14 protein-coding genes are annotated in these 19,408 nt (G+C 41.7%); 7 read left to right on the top strand and 7 right to left on the bottom strand.

What is annotated here, in order from left to right; all coding sequences use genetic code 11:
- Nucleotides 1-79: 79 nt before the first annotated feature.
- On the bottom strand, nucleotides 80-844 hold the full coding sequence (gene map / locus ABFX33_RS03345) for a type I methionyl aminopeptidase (RefSeq protein ID WP_346084285.1): 765 nt from the start codon (nucleotides 842-844) through the stop codon (nucleotides 80-82).
- 235 nt (nucleotides 845-1,079) lie between these two features.
- On the opposite strand from map, the gene ABFX33_RS03340 reads away from it, so the two are divergent.
- Nucleotides 1,080-1,319, top strand: coding sequence for a hypothetical protein (locus tag ABFX33_RS03340; protein WP_120258168.1), 240 nt, complete (start codon nucleotides 1,080-1,082; stop codon nucleotides 1,317-1,319).
- A 28-nt stretch (nucleotides 1,320-1,347) separates the two neighbouring features.
- On the opposite strand, the gene ABFX33_RS03335 is transcribed toward ABFX33_RS03340, so the two are convergent.
- The gene (locus tag ABFX33_RS03335; RefSeq protein WP_346084283.1) at nucleotides 1,348-2,061 is read right to left on the bottom strand and encodes a LytR/AlgR family response regulator transcription factor; all 714 of its coding nucleotides are present in this window, start codon (nucleotides 2,059-2,061) and stop codon (nucleotides 1,348-1,350) included.
- Nucleotides 2,058-3,119 (bottom strand): sensor histidine kinase, encoded by a 1,062-nt coding sequence (locus ABFX33_RS03330; protein ID WP_346084281.1) that lies wholly within the window; start codon nucleotides 3,117-3,119, stop codon nucleotides 2,058-2,060. Before ABFX33_RS03330 ends, ABFX33_RS03335 begins: the two co-directional genes overlap by 4 nt.
- Before the next feature lie 304 nt (nucleotides 3,120-3,423).
- On the opposite strand from ABFX33_RS03330, the gene ABFX33_RS03325 reads away from it, so the two are divergent.
- Nucleotides 3,424-4,401 (top strand): DUF6268 family outer membrane beta-barrel protein, encoded by a 978-nt coding sequence (locus ABFX33_RS03325; protein ID WP_346084280.1) that lies wholly within the window; start codon nucleotides 3,424-3,426, stop codon nucleotides 4,399-4,401.
- A 258-nt stretch (nucleotides 4,402-4,659) separates the two neighbouring features.
- Entirely contained in the window at nucleotides 4,660-5,295 is a 636-nt protein-coding gene (locus ABFX33_RS03320; protein ID WP_120258164.1) for a nitroreductase family protein, read from the top strand.
- 141 nt (nucleotides 5,296-5,436) lie between these two features.
- Here ABFX33_RS03320 and ABFX33_RS03315 read toward each other — a convergent pair whose 3' ends face one another.
- Together ABFX33_RS03315 and ABFX33_RS03310 are read right to left on the bottom strand one after the other, a co-directional pair.
- Nucleotides 5,437-6,435, bottom strand: coding sequence for a metallophosphoesterase family protein (locus ABFX33_RS03315; protein WP_346084278.1), 999 nt, complete (start codon nucleotides 6,433-6,435; stop codon nucleotides 5,437-5,439).
- 24 nt (nucleotides 6,436-6,459) lie between these two features.
- On the bottom strand, nucleotides 6,460-8,697 hold the full coding sequence (locus ABFX33_RS03310; protein WP_346084277.1) for a glycosyl hydrolase family 95 catalytic domain-containing protein: 2,238 nt from the start codon (nucleotides 8,695-8,697) through the stop codon (nucleotides 6,460-6,462).
- Nucleotides 8,698-9,266: 569 nt separating this feature from the next.
- Between ABFX33_RS03310 and ABFX33_RS03305 the strand changes: the two genes are divergently transcribed.
- The 4 genes from ABFX33_RS03305 to ABFX33_RS03290 all read left to right on the top strand — a co-directional run bounded on the left by ABFX33_RS03305 (nucleotide 9,267) and on the right by ABFX33_RS03290 (nucleotide 16,002).
- Nucleotides 9,267-12,023 carry a DUF1553 domain-containing protein gene (locus ABFX33_RS03305; protein WP_346084276.1) on the top strand — a complete coding sequence of 919 codons (2,757 nt, stop codon included), beginning with the start codon at nucleotides 9,267-9,269 and terminating at the stop codon, nucleotides 12,021-12,023.
- A gap of 161 nt (nucleotides 12,024-12,184) precedes the next feature.
- Nucleotides 12,185-13,684, top strand: coding sequence for a DUF1501 domain-containing protein (locus ABFX33_RS03300; protein ID WP_120258159.1), 1,500 nt, complete (start codon nucleotides 12,185-12,187; stop codon nucleotides 13,682-13,684).
- 3 nt (nucleotides 13,685-13,687) lie between these two features.
- On the top strand, nucleotides 13,688-14,569 hold the full coding sequence (locus tag ABFX33_RS03295; protein ID WP_346084275.1) for a sugar phosphate isomerase/epimerase family protein: 882 nt from the start codon (nucleotides 13,688-13,690) through the stop codon (nucleotides 14,567-14,569).
- Complete coding sequence (locus ABFX33_RS03290) at nucleotides 14,566-16,002, top strand: c-type cytochrome domain-containing protein (protein WP_346084274.1); 1,437 nt, start codon at nucleotides 14,566-14,568, stop codon at nucleotides 16,000-16,002. Before ABFX33_RS03295 ends, ABFX33_RS03290 begins: the two co-directional genes overlap by 4 nt.
- A 270-nt stretch (nucleotides 16,003-16,272) precedes the next feature.
- On the opposite strand, the gene ABFX33_RS03285 is transcribed toward ABFX33_RS03290, so the two are convergent.
- Both ABFX33_RS03285 and ABFX33_RS03280 read right to left on the bottom strand, forming a co-directional pair.
- Nucleotides 16,273-17,568: an amylo-alpha-1,6-glucosidase gene (locus ABFX33_RS03285; RefSeq protein ID WP_346084272.1), complete on the bottom strand. Its 1,296-nt coding sequence runs from the start codon at nucleotides 17,566-17,568 to the stop codon at nucleotides 16,273-16,275.
- A 31-nt stretch (nucleotides 17,569-17,599) separates the two neighbouring features.
- Complete coding sequence (locus ABFX33_RS03280; protein WP_346084271.1) at nucleotides 17,600-19,348, bottom strand: class I mannose-6-phosphate isomerase; 1,749 nt, start codon at nucleotides 19,346-19,348, stop codon at nucleotides 17,600-17,602.
- Nucleotides 19,349-19,408: the final 60 nt, after the last annotated feature.

The raw sequence follows: 19,408 nt of genomic DNA, 5'->3' as shown, positions 1-19,408 counted from the left end.
AGTTCCCTATAAAGGTAATTTATCCCGAAGAGGTATCGTCTGAGACAGTAAAAGACAATAGCTCTTCGGGTATAATTTCCTAACAGAAAATACCATTTTCTGCCGTTAAAATAATTGGAGCACCATCGGTAATCATGATGGTATGTTCATGTTGCGCCATGTATCCACCTTTGTCACCGACCATCGTCCAGCCATCATTTAATTCCGTTGCATAGGTAGATGTTGTCGAGATAAAGGTTTCGATCGCAACAATTGAATTTTTTCTAAACCGCCTTTGATCAAATTTGTTCCTATAATTGAGCAGCTCATCTGGATCTTCGTGTAAACTGCGTCCGATACCATGGCCACCGAGATTCTTGATCACTTTATAGCCTCTCTTTTTTGCTTCCGTTTCCATCAGTTGGCCAATGTCCGCAATTTTGACACCACCGCGTATATTTTTTATCGTTTTTTGAAGTATTTCCTTTGAAGCGTCCACCAATTTTTGATGATGATGAATATCCGCACCGATCACAAAAGAAGCCCCATTATCAGCCCAAAAACCATCTAGTTCCGCTGATACATCAATATTGATAAGTTCTCCTTCCTGCAACAAGCGATCCGCAGACGGAACACCGTGGCAAAACTCGTTATCTACACTGATACAGGTCCAACCCGGAAAGTTATAGGTCAGCGCTGGTGCTGATTTTGCACCAAATTGTTCTAATATCTTCGCCCCGTACTCATCCAATTCTTTGGTTGACATGCCCACCTTAGCATAGTCGCACATCGCTTTAAGCGTCTGGGCAACTGCCGCACTCGCTTTTTGCATTCCGGTCAATTCGTTCTCGTTGGTAATAGACATCCTGCTTTTTGTATTTGCTTGTTCAATTAAAGATATACAAAGGTCTTAAAAAAAATAGATAATCCGATAAAGAAAAGCAGGTGACGGTCCGGCTCAGACTTTTGCGAGTTTTGGTATAATAAAGGTCTGCTTTCGTATAAAATCCCCGCCAGTGAAAGCATGAAATAATAGATTTGTGAAAATCCCGGATAAATATAAACCGGGGAGAAGGTGGATACAATTTTAAATTTACAAAATGAAAGCAAAGCAGATATTAATTTTTAAAAGCTCTGTGCGAACAAAAGAGAAGAAGACGTTCCTGATGCAGTTGTTAAAGCTCCACCTGCCACAGGTACAGTCGGCGACCTTGGATCTGGATGACGAAGACGCTATATTTCGGGTAGAAACAGAAGAATGTTCCGTCGATCTACTGACAGCTTTGCTGCACAAGCATGGTATAAAAGTAGATTTTCTAGATCGCTTTGTACTGGCCTAATCCTATTCAAAGCACAGTACAGACGATCTTACAATAACCCGCCTGTATATTGCTTAAAAAACTGCTCGCGAAAAATCTCGCCAATCGGGATTTCGAATTTGTCAATGTATATCGTATGGTTGTCAAAAGAATCAATAAAAGACAAATTGATCAAATAGGATTTGCTAACCCGAACAAATATATGGGCCGGTAGTTTTTGATGCATTGTTTTTAGATTCATTGCCGTAATAAGTTTATTGGTGCGCGTATAAATAACGACATAATCTTTGAGCGCCTCAATAAATCGAATATCGCCAAATAAGATCTTGTAGTATTTTCGATCCGATTTGATAAATACAGCATCTTCATTCGCATCTTCAAAGGTGCTTTGATTTTCCTTTAAATTGAGCAGATTTTTATAGGTCAGCGCTTTATCAATTGCCTTGGCCAGGCGATCTTTTTTGATAGGTTTAAGGAGGTAGTCGAGTGCATCCAACTCAAAACCCCTCAACGCATACTGTGTATAGGCTGTTGTTAGTATCACCAGTACATCTTTAGGTAAGGATTGCGCAAAATCCAATCCATTGACCGTAGGCATCTCGATATCGAGAAAAATAAGATCCACAGATTTGGTCGCGAGGTATTCCATCGCAGATAGGGCATTGGAAAACTCGCCCATAATTTCTATAGCTGAAATTTCTTCGACCAGATTTCTCATTTCTTCCCTTGCTAAGGGCTCATCATCTACAATGATACAATTCATAATGGAATTTTTAATTTCACCTGATACAGCAGGTCATTTTTTGATATTGTAAGCTCGTAATTATCACCATACAGCAAATCCAGCCGTCGTTTGGCATTGACTAATCCCAGTCCACCATACTTAGAACGGGTATTCGAAAGATCTGGATCGATCGAATTTTCACATTCGAAACAAAGTTGTTCATCTGTCTGCGTAAAGTGAATGGTAATAAACGTATGCTCGTCGCGTAAGTTCACGCTATGTTTGATCGCATTCTCGATAAAGGCAGTAAAAAGATGTGGCGGCAGAAAAATACTTTGCTTTTCTAATTCCGCTGCGCAGGACAATGACGTTCTCAAGTTATCCCGACGTATTTCCTCCAGTTTTAGAAAATTGAAAATAAAGTTTATTTCGGATTTTAAAAGCGTTTTATCTGTATCGTTTTCATAGAGCTGATAGCGCAAAAAATCGGAAAGTTTGATAATAACCTCGGTGGCCATACTGGGGTCTTTCCGAATTAATGCCTTCACATTGTTGAGCATGTTAAACAAAAAATGTGGCTGAATCTGATTCTTTAACGCATTTAACTCCGTTGTCAACGCCAGGTTTTTTAGATCTGAAATTCGTTTATTATCCTCGATCCAACGCTTAAAGAGCTTAAAAGTGGTGGTGGTCAGGATAATGGGAATACAGATAAATAAACCGCTGACAAAACCCATGGTATTGGTTCGTTGCCTTTCGATCGCCGGGATATGGATACTAAAAATATATATCGCAATCTGCATGACCACGAGTAGGCTCGCTGTCACCAGAAGAATAAGTAAGAGGATATAGATCTCATATTTTCCCTTGAAAAAATACTGCGGGATCAATACATACATATTGATATAAAACATGGCCACGAAAACCGTCCAGAGTGCCAAAGAGAAGTAGGTTTTATAGTTACCCAGAAATTGGTTATTTGTATTGGCATTGGCAAAAAGAATAAGCAGGCCAACCAAAAACAGGCCATGCCGTAAAAGCCTGAATTTCTTTTCCGTTAAGTAGCGTAAAATAATACGATTGTTGCAGTCTAGCATATTGATCTGGATTACTGACCCTAATTCAGCAAAAGTAATTTTTTTTGTTTCAAAATGGCTTTCTTTTATACGAACACCGCTTTTTTTTATACTAAAGTAAATACAGTAATTAGGCTGGGGAGAAACCGGTTTAACAGCGTTTGTTTTTGTATAAAATATTGCCCCTTTTGTATAAAAAAATAAATGGGCGTAGCCAATTGATCTATTCTTGTAACAAGCTAAAGCTCAGTTCGGATTTCCAAAAGAGCAGTTTTCGCAGAGTATTTAATTGAAAAAGAATAGATAGACAAAAACAAATATCCAAATGAAAAAGAGTTTCGTGTTGTTTGGAAGCTTTGCCCTGATATGCAGTGCTTCCGCACAGACAAAAGACAGTATTCCCCAAAAAGTACAGGCCATTGTTGCTGACAAATTTCCCGCAGCGAGAGTACTCAATCTAAGTTATGAATACAATGGCGGCTACAAATATTCATCCAATGCTAAGGGGGCTGCCAGTACCCAAGGTAGGGTGGAATCATTCCATCAGGCTGGTGGGAGTTTAAATGTCAATTTTTTAAACCGGCGTAACTGGGCTTTGGGTACTAGCCTTGGATATCAGTATACCGCATTGAATCTCCAAGAATCCAATTTAAGCGCAGAACCTTTAAAAATGCGTACACAGGATTTCCATTACCACTATGAATCACTTAATTTCTCTTACTTCTCAAAACTATTTGGAAAAACGGTTATTTACTCAGCCAGCATCATGGCAGATGGAAGCGATAAGGGGATTGAACGGCTGCGTGGGATGTTGACCGGTACGTGGGTACTCAAAGCAACGCGGGATGTACAAATGACAATTGGCCTGCTTGGATTTGTTGATCCAGGAGCAATTATTCCCCTTGTCCCCACGTTTACCTATAAGCAGCAATATCGCGATGGATGGATGGTTGATGTGTTATTGCCAAAAGGCGCTTTTGTACGGAAAACGATGTTGCGGAATGGGCGTCTTTCCTTAGGGGCAGACCTCAACACAACGACATTCTATCTCTATGATTTTTGGGGATTGGATAAAGTGTATACTTTAAGTCAGCTAGAGATCAACTCAGGATTGACCTACGAACATAATTTGGGAAGATCATTTATAGCAACAGTCAAATCGGGTATGAAGGCTATTCCTAGGTCACGCATATTTGAAAAAAGTGAACGTCAAAATAATTATGTTTGGGAAGCTTCTGCAGATCCATTTTTTTACGTGAACGTCGGACTTTCTTTTAATCCTTTTGCGAAAAAAAGACGTTAGTATAACGAGCACTAATCCTCAGAAATGTCTGAAAGATTAACTTTATTAGAATCCAAAAACGATTTTGGCATTAAATTCGTTTCTATGTTTGAACATTTAAATAGTTGCTATATTTATCATGTAATATAAAAATTAAAAATATGGACAATCGTTCGCACACTATTTCCAGATTTAATTTTTTTTATCAAATTTATAAGAGATAACAACCTAATATTAGGGCGTTGAAAAATAAAATAGACAGTAAATAAATAAAAGAAAATGGCATTATTAGAAACACTTGAATGGCGTTATGCAACCAAAAAATACGATTCAACAAAGAAAGTTGATCAAAATGACGTAGACAAAATTATCGAAGCGGCCCGTATGGCACCGAGTTCCTCTGGTTTACAGCCATTTCGTGTTGTGCTGATTACGGATCAACAGTTGAAAGAGCAGATTGTACCTGTTGCTTGGGGGCAGCAAATTATTGCGGAAAGCTCACATCTTCTGGTTTTTGCGGCATGGGATAAATACACCGACGAACGCATTGATGCAACTTTTGATCATATGAACAATCACAGGGGTCTACCGTTGGATACAACTGATGAATACAAAAACAGGTTGAAAGAGATGTTTGCTGCACTTACTGAAGAACAGCAGGCAGCACATGCTGCTAAACAAGCTTATATTTCTTTTGGAATGGCTATTGCACAAGCGGCAGAATTGAAAGTAGATGCCACACCAATGGAGGGATTTTCTAACGGTGAATTGGATAAATTACTGGGCTTGGATAAAAGAGGATTAAAGAGTGTTGTTTTGCTACCACTAGGTTACCGCCTGGGTGAGGAGGATTGGTTGTTGAAATTGAAGAAATTTAGATTGCCGAAAGACGAGTTTTTGATTCAACTACCCTAAAAAGAGGATTGTTGATTTTATGACAACTATTGTTCAATAAATTACAGAATTATAAAATTAATAATGGCCAAAGAGATCTTTTCGGATGTACTTTGGCCATTGTTATTATGGATCGGTCCTACAATGAGGTATAGCTTTTGATTAGTAGCGCAGGTGCCTGTTATCGATCTTTGAACTGATGGGATATACGTCTTTATGGATATCTATACCCACCTGAGACAAGGGGATTCCGGCCATTGTGGTTTCAGCTCCCTGGATATGGATATTTTTTTTGTGATCTATGCTAACAGTCGCCCAGATTGGGTCTTGATAGACCAATGTCCGTCTTAGAATGTTGTGCTTTTTGTAGAACTCCCCATCAAATGCTTTGCTTTCAAATGTATCACCAGCCCAGTAATAGGAGGCGCTATTGATTTGCACATAGTGAATTCCATTGATCTCATTATGATAGTTGAGATGATGGTGGCCAGTCAGGACAAGTAAAATCTTATTGAACCCGGCTTCGCTATTCAGCTGCTCTAACAGATACCTTACGGCCATACCATTTTCCAATCCACCATCGTCATTGTCCAATCCTTGATGGCAAAAAATGATCACTTTGTCTTTGGTGCCGCGGATATCTTTTTTTAACCATTCCAGTTGCTGCTGACTGATACTGCGGGGGTAACCTTCAATTTTCCTGGTTTGGCTTTTTTCATTACCATCCAGGATAACAAAATGAAATCCCTGTTTGTCAAAGGAATAATATGGAGCAGGGCTATTCCAGAAATCGGTTACCTGTTTTTTTGTGAATCCGCCATCAGTATCATGATTACCGATGACAAAGTGGCTTTCTCCTGTAAAACCACTCCAGATATCCATTAATTCTTTATTTTCGGCTTTTGGGAAACAAAAATCACCTAAGGAAATTATAAAGTCGGGATTTTCACGCTTCATCGCGTCAATAAAGAGTTTGGCCCGACGCGCACCGTCGTGCATGAGATCATGATGGAGATCTGCGATAACGCCAAATTTAACTTTGTCAGTTTTGAGTACAGTACTTTTTGTCGAGGTTATAGGTGCACTGGCGAGGCTCTTATTGACAAAGAGACCGCCTATGCCTAAACCACCTAGCTGGATGAATTTTTTTCGGTTGATCATAACGAATTGATAATACGTATTTTATTAGATGCTACTTAGTTGAACTGTTTGACCTTTTTTCAGTTTAATATATTGCAAATTCTTATCTTTTGAAAGCCGTTTTTTAGTTGAAATATCCTGAAGATCTGTATTTTCAAAAATACGAAAGATAGCATCTTGGCTAGTGGTTACTTTCAACAGCGTGATCTTGTTGTTGTTCTTTTCAGCGCTGACAATAAAGCCGCCCGCTGTTCTCAGGTTTTTAAAGGATACATCTTTCCATTCCTCAGGAGTGGCCGGAAAAACTTCGATGTAATCATTTTTGCTCTGAATTAACAATTCATGAACCCCTTGTGCAAAGGCAAAATTTCCCTCCAATGTAAATGGACGATAGGTAAAATCAGAATACTGACCACCGTTTTGATCACCGTTGAGGTGAAATGAATTGATGGAACAAAAGTTATGCGCAAACTTCTGTAGGTTGCTAACAGCCTGTTTGCTTTGTTTCGCCCGCGCATGGAGACAGGCCATCCAGGAGAATGAATATCCTACCCAGGCCCGTGTACCCAATTGCTCTAAATGTGAAAGCGATTTTTCAATCAACGATTTGTCTTGAGTGTTATTGATATCAAGTATTCCTAAGGGATAAATAGCCATATAGGGTGACATATGTCGATGTGAATGTTTCATGCTCAGACCCTCTGCAACGCGGAGGCCAGTTTCATCTATAGCAAAATTGGGCAATTCGGCGCCATATCGTGTCCATTCTTTTGCTGCCTCGGCTTTGCCGTTAGCCGTACTGACTTCGGCCGCTATAGCGAATAAGTAATGCGCTAGGCTGAGATCAAAATTGGTCCAACTAGTAAACCAGGCGGCAGTGCTGTTATCATTATATTCTGGACTGCTGCTCAGGGGGAGATAGCGTTTCCCATCTTTGAAATAGGTAATATTTTTTAGATAGGTCGCTGCTTCTATAATATAAGGATAGGCCTGTTCTTTTAAGAAAGTGGGATCCATACTGTATTTCCATTGCCAATAAAAATGTTGGGCTGTCCAGGCACTGACGGTAGGGGAAAGGGAGTATTGAATCCAACCGCCCATAGGGTAGCCGTTCAAGGTCAGCACACCCGGGATATTCAATCCGTCAACACCAAAATATTGCTGGGTGTAGGCAAGGTTTTTCGGTCTGATTTTCCATAACCAATCCGTATAACTTTGTGCTTCATTCATTCGGTTGGCGGTATAAGCCGGCCAATAACTCAGTTGGGTATTGAGATCATTGTGGAAATCGCCTTTCCAGGGTGGTAGCCCACCATTATCTGCTGTCCAAACAGCCTGCAAGGTTATTGCCGGAGCTCCTTGGCGTGCTGTGGCCCCCAATTTATAAAGCTCCAGATAGTATTGTTTTTCGAGATCTTTTTCAGGAATGGAAATGTTAGATTTAGACCAATAGCTTGTCCACCATGTGAGATGGCTTAGCTTTGCTTTTTCAAATTGTTGGAGTGATAGCGGTTGTTTCTTGACCTTTTGATCATTACTGATTGTCCAATAGCCGATCAATTTGGTCGATGAGACTTTTTCCCAGCATAACATGACCTCAAAAAAGTGATGATCATATGTTTCCTGATGTAATACCTGCGCATTCCCCGTTTTAACAATAGTCCCTTGTTTGTAGCCCAACCGGGCTAAACTTTGACCATCGACAACACTTTTTTGCTCGTCTGCATTTATATTATTTTCATATTGGTGTGGAATAAGCTCTGGGCTAAGGTCGCCAATGTTCTTCGCTGTGATTTCAAAATAACCCATTGGACTGGTCGCATGGACAAAAGAGGTCAGTATTTTTCCGTCGTCAAATTTCAGTGTATGTACAGCAGTTTGTATATCCAGTACATTGGATACGACCTTTCCAAATTTAGCTAAGTCAAAGGTCATTGCCGCCGCAGGAAGCTTGGTGGGATAGGGAGAACGGTCATAAGGCGAATCGCCCCATTGTTGGGCCGTTTGGTAGCTGTTGTTTTTCAATTGCTGCTGTACCCATTTAAAATCATGTTTTTCTATCTCAAATGCCTTGCGTTCATCCCAAAGATCAGCGCGGTCCAGGGATAGCCGGATGGTATTTTCCTTTTTCCAGATCAATGCACCCAACTGACCATTACCTAAAGGGATAGCCTCATCCCATCGTGTTGCAAGATCCGTAAAGTTAAGATTATAAGCAGGAGATGGCTGCGCGATAACCAGACGCGCTGCGAAAAATAGTACGATAAGAAAGCTGTATTTCATAATTTATGTGGATATGGTTTTACAAATTTAGTAGTCACCACCATCAAAGGCTGACACTATTTGGGCATTTTTATAGCTTATTTTACCCTTGTTGCTTTTCATTTTCCGTCTTTTGTATCTTACTTTTCACTTGTTATATCCAACAGCAAATTGTATGCTTCCAAGCCGTGCCCCGTTAACAGCAACCAGCCTTATCTACTATCGCTTAGAAAGACAGGATAAATAGATCGTAAGATAGAAAGAGTATCAGTTTAGCACCAGATTAAAAGTATAAAAAGCAATGCTGACTACGATATCGTAACCAAATTGTTATAGGGTGCTGATGGGAACCGTATCGCACGAATGGGGGTAAAAACGAAGATTGGCCCCTGTGAGGGTAATATAGATTATATTTCTGTTAATCTAGTTCTAGTATATCCCATTGTTCTTCTCTATTTTTATAACCATAAATAAATATCCAATCTGATGTTGATTTACTTGTAACTATTCCATTAACTGATACTGGCATAGCGACATAAGAATTATAAATAAACCTAATAACTGATTAATATAGAATAGACCTTATTGCTATGAATAGAAAATTAATGGTGTTAGCATCATTGGCCTTAGTTGTCGCCTGCATTGCAATATTTACATTTCGCAAAGAAGAAACAATAGATTTTAGTGCAGATGTCAAACCGATATTAAATAAACATTGTATTACCTGTCATGGTGGCGTGAAGAAAAATGGAGGGCTTAGTTTTCTTTTCGAAAATGAAGCTTTTGCCAAAGCTGAGTCTGGCAAATCGGCGATTATTCCGGGAGACGCGGAACATAGCGAGTTTATGAAAAGATTGCTGTCAGATGATCCCGAATTACGTATGCCTTACAATGCACCCAAACTGAATGATGATGAGATTGATATTCTAAAAAAATGGATTGATCAAGGCGCGAAGTGGGGTGAACATTGGGCCTACACTTTACCCAAAGACGTTGAAGTACCCAAAACCTTTTCGTTTGCGGGACTATTTGGAATAAAACCCAAAGGGGTGAATAATGACATTGATTATTTTGTTCAGGATAAATTAAAGTCCAAAGATCTGACTTTTGCGGATGAAGCCGACCGGGCCACCTTATTAAGAAGACTTTATCTGGATCTCATCGGTATACCGCCCACCTTGGCCGAAACACGTGCTTTTATCGAAGATGAGAGCGACGACGCATATTCCCGTCGAGTGGATAGCTTATTAGCCTCCGCCAAATATGGCGAAAAATGGGCCAGTTGGTGGTTGGATATGGCGCGGTATGCAGATACCAAAGGTTATGAAAAAGATGGATCCCGTAGCATTTGGCCTTATCGGGACTGGGTGATCAAAGCTTTAAATAGCGATATGCCTTACGATGAATTTACAGTCGAGCAGCTGGCAGGAGATCTGCTGCCACAACCGACCAAAGATCAGCTCATCGCAACTGCTTTTCACCGCAACACGATGAATAACGATGAGGGGGGAACCGATAGTGAAGAGTTTCGGATGGCAGCCGTCTTGGACCGTTTAAATACCAGTTATCAAGTATGGTTGAGTACAACATTTGAGTGCGTACAATGCCATAGCCACACCTACGACCCGTTTAAATTTGAAGAATACTATAAATCGCTGGCATTTTTCAATAATACAAGAGATGAAGATACACAGGGAGATCATCCGAAGTTACGTTTTTACGCTGCACAGGACGAAAAACGTATCGATAGCATTAAGCATTGGCTGGCAGCAAACGGAAATGTAAACGTGGTGAAATCAGCAGACCTGTTTCTGCATACGCTAGAACCCAAGATTCATGCGCATTATAGCGATCAGATTGTGGATGGTGCATTGTATGATACAAAATGGCTTGGTGTACGCAACCGTGGATCGGCTCGTCTGAAAGCAATTACATTGGATGGCAAAAAGCAGCTCTTCATGAACTTCTGGACCGATGCGGTCGGAGGGAAAATGGAGGTGCATCTCAATAGCCCCAACGGCCCCCTGTTAACCAATGTAGATTTACCGAAAACTTCAGGAAGACAGGTTATTCAGGCAGCAATCGTACCGACTACAGGTGTACATGATCTCTACCTGGTCTTTAAAAATGCAGCAGTTGCAACTGGTCAGCCAATATGTATGATTGAATGGTTTGCTTTTCGCGAAGATTTTCCTCTCGGGAAACCGATGGAAAATCAGCATCTGCAACATACCTTTTTGCAGCTCGTCAATCTACAGCCCGAAGGTGTGCCTGTTATGATCGAAAACCCGAAAGATATGCAGCGGAAAACCAATGTATTTATCCGTGGAAATCGTTTGTCTCTGGGCGCGGAAGTACAACCCATGGTTCCGGAATCACTGAATGATTTTCCAAAGGGAGCTCCTCGAAATCGTATGGGCTTCGCACAATGGATTGTTAGTAAAGAAAATCCATTGACTGCCCGAACTTTGGTTAACCGTGTCTGGGCACAGCTCTTCGGTCGGGGATTGGTTGAACCTTTAGGTGACATGGGGACACAGAGTACACCTCCGATTCATCGTGAATTATTGGATTATCTGGCCCTAGATCTTATGAACGGGAAAAAATGGAGCATGAAAAAATTGGTCCGTGAGATCGTTCTATCGGGTACCTATAGGCAGTCGTCAACGTTAAATAGTGACAATGTACAAAAAGATCCACAAAATTATTATTTGGCAAGGGGACCAAGATTCCGACTTTCTGCAGAGCAGATCCGCGATCAGGCTTTGGCCGTCAGTGGATTATTAAGCAATAAAATGTATGGACCGAGTGTCATGCCTTATCAACCGGATGGTGTGTGGATGACGGTGTATAGCGGTGAGTCCTGGGTGAAAAGCGAAGGCGAAGATCAGTTTAGACGCGGTGTTTATACCTTCCTAAAACGCACCAGCCCTTATCCTTCCTTTGTTTCCTTTGATGCATCCAGTAGGGAGGTCTGTCTGGTTGATCGTATACGGACAAATACACCGCTACAGGCTTTGGCGACGCTCAATGATCCGGTATATCTCGAAGCTGCAAAACATTTGGGCGAGATCATGGAGCGGGAAGGCAAAGGAAATACAAAAAATAGTATCGGTGCAGGCTATCGAAGAGCGATGCTCCGGGAGGCTGATCCCAAGAAGATTGCTGATCTCGAATTGCTCTACCAAAAAGCGCTTGCCGAATTTAACAAAACACCAGCTTCGGCAGCGAAATACCTGGGCGGTGATTTGGCAAAGGACAATAACAAAAAACTGTCATCCAAAGCCGCTTACATGTTGGTAGCAAATGCCTTATTGAATTTAGATGAGTTTTTGACAAAATCATAAGGAATAGACACAAAGATAATTGAAGTGAGTGAGTGAGTGAGTGAGTGAGTGAGTGAGTGAGTGAGTGAGTGAGTGCGATGGACGGAAGCTTAAAATAATAGATAAACTAAGATAATAGTAGGTTCTTGATAGAATGATGCTGTTACAAAAGATTTACTTGAATGAAAGATCTGAATAAACTAATTGAAGAGGCACAGCAATCTGAATTGAAGGCTGTGACAAGAAGACATTTTCTGAAAGATTGCGTCGCTGGTATCGGTGGTATTGCACTTGGAGGCCTATTGGCAAGTTGCGGCGGATGGGATTCATCTAAATCTAAAGGGAGTCTGGATCTCAATGCCCTAAATCCATTGATCCCTAAATCGCCACATTTCCCGGGCAAGGCCAAAAGTGTCATCTATCTACATATGGCGGGAGCCCCTTCACAGCTTGAACTCTTTGACTATAAGCCTGCATTGCAGAAACTGCATAATCAACCCTGTCCACAATCACTTTTGGCAGGTAAGAAGTTCGCCTTTATTCGAGGGGTGCCTAAAATGTTGGGACCACAGGCTACCTTCAAGCAATATGGTCAAAGTGGCGCTTGGGTATCCGATCATTTACCACATTTCAGTAAGGTAGTTGATGATGTTAGTTTTTTGAAAGCTGTTCATACCGATCAGTTTAATCATGGACCGGCACAGTTGTTTATGCATACCGGGAGTGCCCGTCTGGGCCGTCCGAGTATCGGTTCATGGGTGACCTATGGTCTAGGCTCTGAAAATAGCAATTTACCAGGTTTTGTGGTGTTGACTTCTGGTGGTAAAACACCAGATGCGGGAAAGAGCGTCTGGGGAAGTGGCTTTCTACCGTCGGTTTATCAAGGAGTTCAATGTCGTTCGAAGGGAGATCCCGTTCTGTATATTGCTGACCCTGAAGGGATGGATCGGGACATGAAACGAAATCTTATTGATGCGATCAATAATGTGAATAAAACGGAGTATGACACATTTAAAGATCCAGAGACACTGTCCCGGATTGCCCAATATGAAATGGCCTATAAAATGCAGGTTGCAGTACCTGAGGTGATGAATATCAATAACGAACCAGCTTATATCCATGAGTTATATGGTACCGAACCGGGAAAGGAATCTTTTGCCAATAATTGCCTATTGGCCCGCAAGCTCGTGGAGCAGGGGGTACGTTTTGTCCAGTTATTTGATTGGGGCTGGGATAGCCATGGTACCAATGCATCGGACTCCATAGATCTTGGATTTCGAAATAAATGTCGGGAGATTGATCGTCCGATGACGGCACTGATTTTGGATCTGAAACAACGTGGTCTACTCGAAGATACATTGGTGGTCTGGGGCGGCGAGTTTGGACGCACACCAATGCAGGAGAACCGGGATAATAGTGATATGCCATTTTTGGGTAGAGACCATCATACCGATGCCTATACCATTTGGATGGCGGGGGGCGGGGTGCGCAATGGTATCAGTTATGGACAAACGGACGATATCGGTTTTGCGGGTGTTGAAGGAAGGGCTTCCGTACACGATGTCCACGCAACCATGCTCCATCTCCTTGGCTTTGACCACGAAAAATTTACTTATGAATTTCAGGGCCGACCATTCCGTTTGACGGATGTGGAAGGTGAACTTATACAAGCGATTATTTAAATAATGAAACGATTCCTATTACTAATACTTCTGATGGCCAATTTTTTTACACTTTTAGCTCAGAAGCAAGAGAAACTACATATCAAATATTATTGTACCAATTGGGGAAATGCCGATTCCTGGGATCGGTTTTGTGAACGTGTTAAGAAAGCAGGTTATCAAGGTGTCGAAGCCTGGCTACCCGGAGATCTGAAAGAACGGAAGGAAATGATTGATGCCCTACAAAAATACGGTCTGAGCTTAGGCTTGCTTTCTGGTGGTTCTGGAGCTTCCTTCGAACAGTACCGTGAAAGCTTTAAACGTAATCTGGAAGAAGCTGCAGGTATGAAACCTGATTATATCAACTGCCATACAGGTAAGGAATATTATTCCTTTGAACAAAATAAACAATTGATCGACATTGGGCAGGTCGTCATGGAAAAACAGCATGTTCCGGTATACCATGAAACGCATCGTGGTAGATTTAGCTTTGCAGCGCACCTGACCAAAGATTACTTAGTAAAGATTCCTTCTTTAAGGCTTGCTCTGGATATTTCACATTGGTGCAATGTACATGAGTCCCTGCTCGGTGACCAGCAAGAAGCGGTAGCTTTGGCGCTCGCCCGGACAGAACATATCCATGCCCGGATCGGACACCCTGAAGGACCACAGGTCAATGATCCTGCGGCACCAGAATGGAAAAATACCGTCGATCAACATTTGGCCTGGTGGGATGAGATCGTTAAGCAGCATAAACAAAATGGAGCTAAGGTGCTGACCATCACGACAGAGTTCGGCCCGGCAGGCTATCTGCCAACACTACCTTTTACGCAGCAACCCGTAGCTGACCAATGGTCGGTAAATGTATATATGTTGAACTTACTCAAAGACAGGTATAAAGAATGATGGTTTTCCTTGAAGAATTGATGGCCTTTTTGGGACGCTTTCATCCCATCTTAGTGCATTTACCCATCGGAATTTTATTGATCGCATTTGTGATGGCATTTTTGGAGCTATTCAAGAAGGAAAATCCATACAGGCCTGCGATTAGGTTATCCTTGTTATTAGGTAGTATAGCAGCTGTATTTGCGGCGCTCTCAGGATTTCTGCTTTCGCGCAATGGTGGTTACGAAATACAGGTGCTCAATTACCATCAATGGTTGGGCATTGTGGTGGCGGGATGCAGCATACTGCTCTATATGCTCTATCGTGAAAAAAGTGAAACGTTGCAATGGTCAAAAAAGATCATTAGGTTTCGCTTTTGGTTATTTTTGATCCTGGTCGTATTGCTGGGAATCACAGGACACTACGGTGGCACCTTGACACATGGCAAGGGTTACTTTATTGAGGCGATGCCGCAAGCAATGAAAAAGACTTTTGGCATGAAGGAGAGCAGTGAAGAGGTATTAATCGTTGAGAATGTACAAGAGGCCGCTGTATATGACGGTATTATTCAGCCTATACTCAAGCAGCGTTGTCAAAGCTGCCATGGTGATCGCAAACAGGAGGGCGGTTTGGCCTTACATACAAAGGAAAGCCTGCTAAAAGGGGGAGAGAATGGTAAAGTACTGGTCGATAACAAGTCCAAAGAAAGTGAGCTGTATGCACGATTGATCTTACCGGAAGGGCACAAAAAAAGAATGCCACCAAAAGGACGTACACCAATCAGTCCTGACCAGATCAAATTGATCGCCTGGTGGATTGACCAAGGAGCGAACTTCGATAAAAAAGTGAATCAACTTACACAGACAAAAGAAATTGCAGCAATATTGAAAAAGCTAGAAACAGGGGAGCAGGAAGCGTCTCCGGTATTGTATGCAGATTTTCCCAAAGCACCCGATTTACCAAAGGATAAAGTCGATGCCTGGCAGGCAAAAGGTATTAAAATCATTCCTGTGGCTAAAGAAAACAATCTCGTGCTGGTCAATGCCATCAACTACCCACAGTTTAATGATAAGGATCTGCAAGATCTGTTGGCCATTAAAGAGAATATCGTTCAGCTGAAACTTGGACATACCGCCATTACAGATCAGGCATTTTCTACGATAAAATCCATGCCTGTCATCTCGCGTTTGCATCTCGAGAACACAAAAGTGTCCGATGAAGGTTTGTCACAATTGAAAGGACTGCAAAAGTTGATCTATCTCAATCTAGTGGGAACAAAAGTAACCGCAAAGGGTTTGTCAAATTTGAAGGATATTCCTAATCTGAAAAATGTATACATCTATCAAACGGGAAGCCAGGACAGTACGGCCTTAAAAGCATTACATGGTAAGGTTCGCATCGACACAGGTAATTACCGATTGCCATTTATCGCTACAGATACAGTCAGGTTCTAGCGATGATAAAGTACAGACCAAGTCGTATGATCCATTGACGATAATACGACTGAATAGATACTTAGTCTATACTGAAGCAATACTTAGTCAATACGTAAAGGGTATTGGAGACCTGACTTGTAGTTATTGGAAAGAAGCGATTGGAGGAGGATAGCGTTTATAGAATATTTGGAAAGAGGGGGTAGGGAATGCGAACAAAATTGAATAAAAATAGGGAGTCCGATCTTTTCGGACTCCCTATTTTTATTTGTCGTGTATAAATACTGCGGGTTATTTCCCTGTATTTTCCAATAGACTGATCGCATCGTAAAGTACACCAGCCTCGCCTCTGAAAGTTCCCGAACCTTCAGGTTTATTGTCTTTGGTATACCATTCGTAGAAGCCTTTATTTTTAATAACACGTGCCAACATGGGCTTGATCTGCTCGTAGGCTTCCTGTTGGAAACCATTCTTAACCAATTGTTGGATCATTCTTCCCCCAAACCAGGTCCAGTCTCCACCATTTTGGTAACCATAAGGATACATGCCTTTGTTTTTGAAGAAACCCGCTGGGTAGGTCGGATATACCGTTAGACCAATGGTAGCAGCACCTGCATCCTTTACATTTTTGATCATCTTGTCCAGAGATGTTTTGATCTGCTCTTTGCTGAGCAGGTTCGCTTCAATGGCAATCGCAGTTCCACCGTGGTAGTAAATCTGGTTTTCATCAAAATCTTTCGGAAATGGCGAACCTTTAATATAAATATGTGGAATGAATTTTTGATTTTTATCATCCCAAAGATGTTTCATCGTATTGCTTGCGATCATCTCTCGAACCTTGCCCCATTTCTCCTTTTTCTCAGGGAAAAGGTCAATGTAATTGTCCAGTGCAATTAAAAACATCGCATTATCGTAAATGTCCAGTGCAATATGTGAGCTTTCATCTAAATGTACGCCCCAATCATGTTCGGGTTGTACATCACCCCAATCAACCGTTGTGGCCCCCCATAATAATCCGTATGTGCTATTGTAGCGTTTATCCATTAGGAATTGCAAAGCCTGTTCCATGCGATCTTTTACACTCGTTTCGCCGATTTTCTGTGCCAGAAAGGAACTGTCTTTGGTTGCGATGATATATTTGTGTACCGCCTGGATCAGGGATGTTTCCTGATCGGTTTCCACCGTGTTTTTATGTCCTGCATATTCCGCTGCCAGGGGATTCGTGATTGTATAATAGTCGGAAACACCATTCTTTAGGCTGGATTTTTTGACAAAGCCATCAGCGATATTGCCATCGGCACCCTGCAATTTAAAAAATATGCCCAACTGATCTTTGATCTGATCATGGGGGTGTACTTTGGTCGCCAAGGTAATAAAGGTATTGTAATCCCTGATCCACACCTCACTATAGCCGTCCCCGGCGTTGAACCCAGCTTTGATAACATTGGTCGCCATATCTTTAACGAGCTGGAAGCTACTATCTTGGGGAGCATGCTGCGCTGTGTTGCTGCCTGTAGATTTATTTCCCCCGCCATTGCAGGATAAGATTAACAATGAAGTAGATAGCGCGAAATATAAATTTCTCATGATGCTGTTTTTTATCGTTAGTATACTTAAATTAACATTTAGAGTCTTTGACAAAAGACTGTATGACCTTCGCTTGGCTAGCTCCCAGATTACGGAGTGAATAAGATTTCGCAGCCGCGGGAACAGCAAATGTCTCTGCATAATGGAAGATTCTTTTCATTCCATTGGCAGTCGTCAGTTCTACGGCTTCCCCCTCAACGAGCATCATAATATGGCATTGCCCCTTTGTTTCAATGCGCACTTCATCTTCAAATTCGTACCTGAAAACATCATAGAAATGATCTTCATGCGTCGGTAAATGTACTTTTATCGACTGTGTATCGAGTACATCAATTTGAGGTTGTGACAGGAGCGTGTTTTTTACAACTTCACCTTTCCGGTTAAAGTTGAGGTTGGAGAAAGCTCTGTCAATATTCAATGGACGTGGTTTACCATCTAAATCTGGACGTACCCAGTCGTACATCTTAAAGGTATAGTTATACGGGGTAGCACTGATTTCCAGCACAAGGTTATTTGTACCTGAAGAGTGTACAGTACCATGTGGAATCAGATACAACTGATGCTTTTGTGAGTCAAATTTTTGGACGTACTTGTCAATCGCAATGGGCTCACCTGTATGGAAGCTCTGCTCAAGCACAGTACGGAATTGGTCGGCATCAATATCCTCCTGGAATCCCAGATAAACCTGAGCATCTCCTTTTCTGTCAACGATGTAATAGGATTCGTCCTGTGTGAAATTTTCCCCAAACTCCGTTTTGGCATAACTTGGACTAGGGTGGCACTGAATCGAAAGATTGCCGCCATCAAAAGTGTCAAGAAAGTTGAACCGGATTGGGAACTCAACATCAAAACGTGGCTGTGCAGTGCCCAATATATTTGAACTCTCCTGAAACATTAGTTGGTCAAATGAAATTTCGAGCACCTGTCCATTGCTTTCAAGTAATATACCATTTTCGGGGACGATCATCTCAAAAGACCAAGCATAGTTTTTTGCCTGCTGATCGATGCCCGTTAAATGTTCCTTCATCCATTGTCCGCCCCAGACTCCAGGTTCAAATGTCGGTCTTACCCGAAAATAATTTTCGGACATGGCATGTAAGGTTTCTTTTAAATCGTTTCCTGAAATCCAGGGTAGATTTTCCAGGGACAGTTGATCGGCCAGGATCTCCACCCGGGGTAAGATTGTCCGCTTGTGTCGGTTGAGGAGCTCCCAGTCGACAAAATAGTAGCGTTTGTAAAGTTCTTTTTGACTCGTTTGCTTAGCACAAGCCAAATTCCAGGCCTGCCCGGCACGCATCCGTTGGATAAGCACATTTTTGGGCAGATCGATGTACATCACTTTACTGGAGTTATCCAGAAGTGCTGCTCCCGGACCGTAAAAAATGATATATTCATCTGCAGCTGTATTATTTAGGATTTCCTCAAAAGCGGCCAACTTTACAGTATCAAAGTATGCTGCCAGTTGGAGGGGCGCTTTTTTTCCGAATAATGGATCATTGCCACCCAGATAGGGGGCAACCTTCTCCTGAATGCTTGACTCAGGTAAGAATGCCGTTTCCATAGAAACAAACCGTACTGTTAATCCCCGTTTAACAAATTCCTGCTGAATCTGTGCCACTGGTATTTCCCAATTTATGCCGACAAATCCATCTATGCAGTGTATATCATGTTCGATCAGGTGATCGACCAACTCATGATATGAGTTTGACAATTTGCCCTGAACTGGAAATGTAGGTAAGATGTTGTATTGAAAAGATGTCGTTTGAGTATTGGAATACATAAGATGTTATTTATTGCGTATTTAAAAATTGACTGAATTGATATGATGTTTTTAAAATGA

The sequence above is a fragment of the Sphingobacterium ginsenosidimutans genome (assembly GCF_039536865.1).
Lineage (GTDB): Bacteria > Bacteroidota > Bacteroidia > Sphingobacteriales > Sphingobacteriaceae > Sphingobacterium > Sphingobacterium detergens.
The sequence above is the reverse complement of the archived record's forward strand: the minus strand, read 5'-3'. Positions and strand labels throughout refer to the sequence as shown.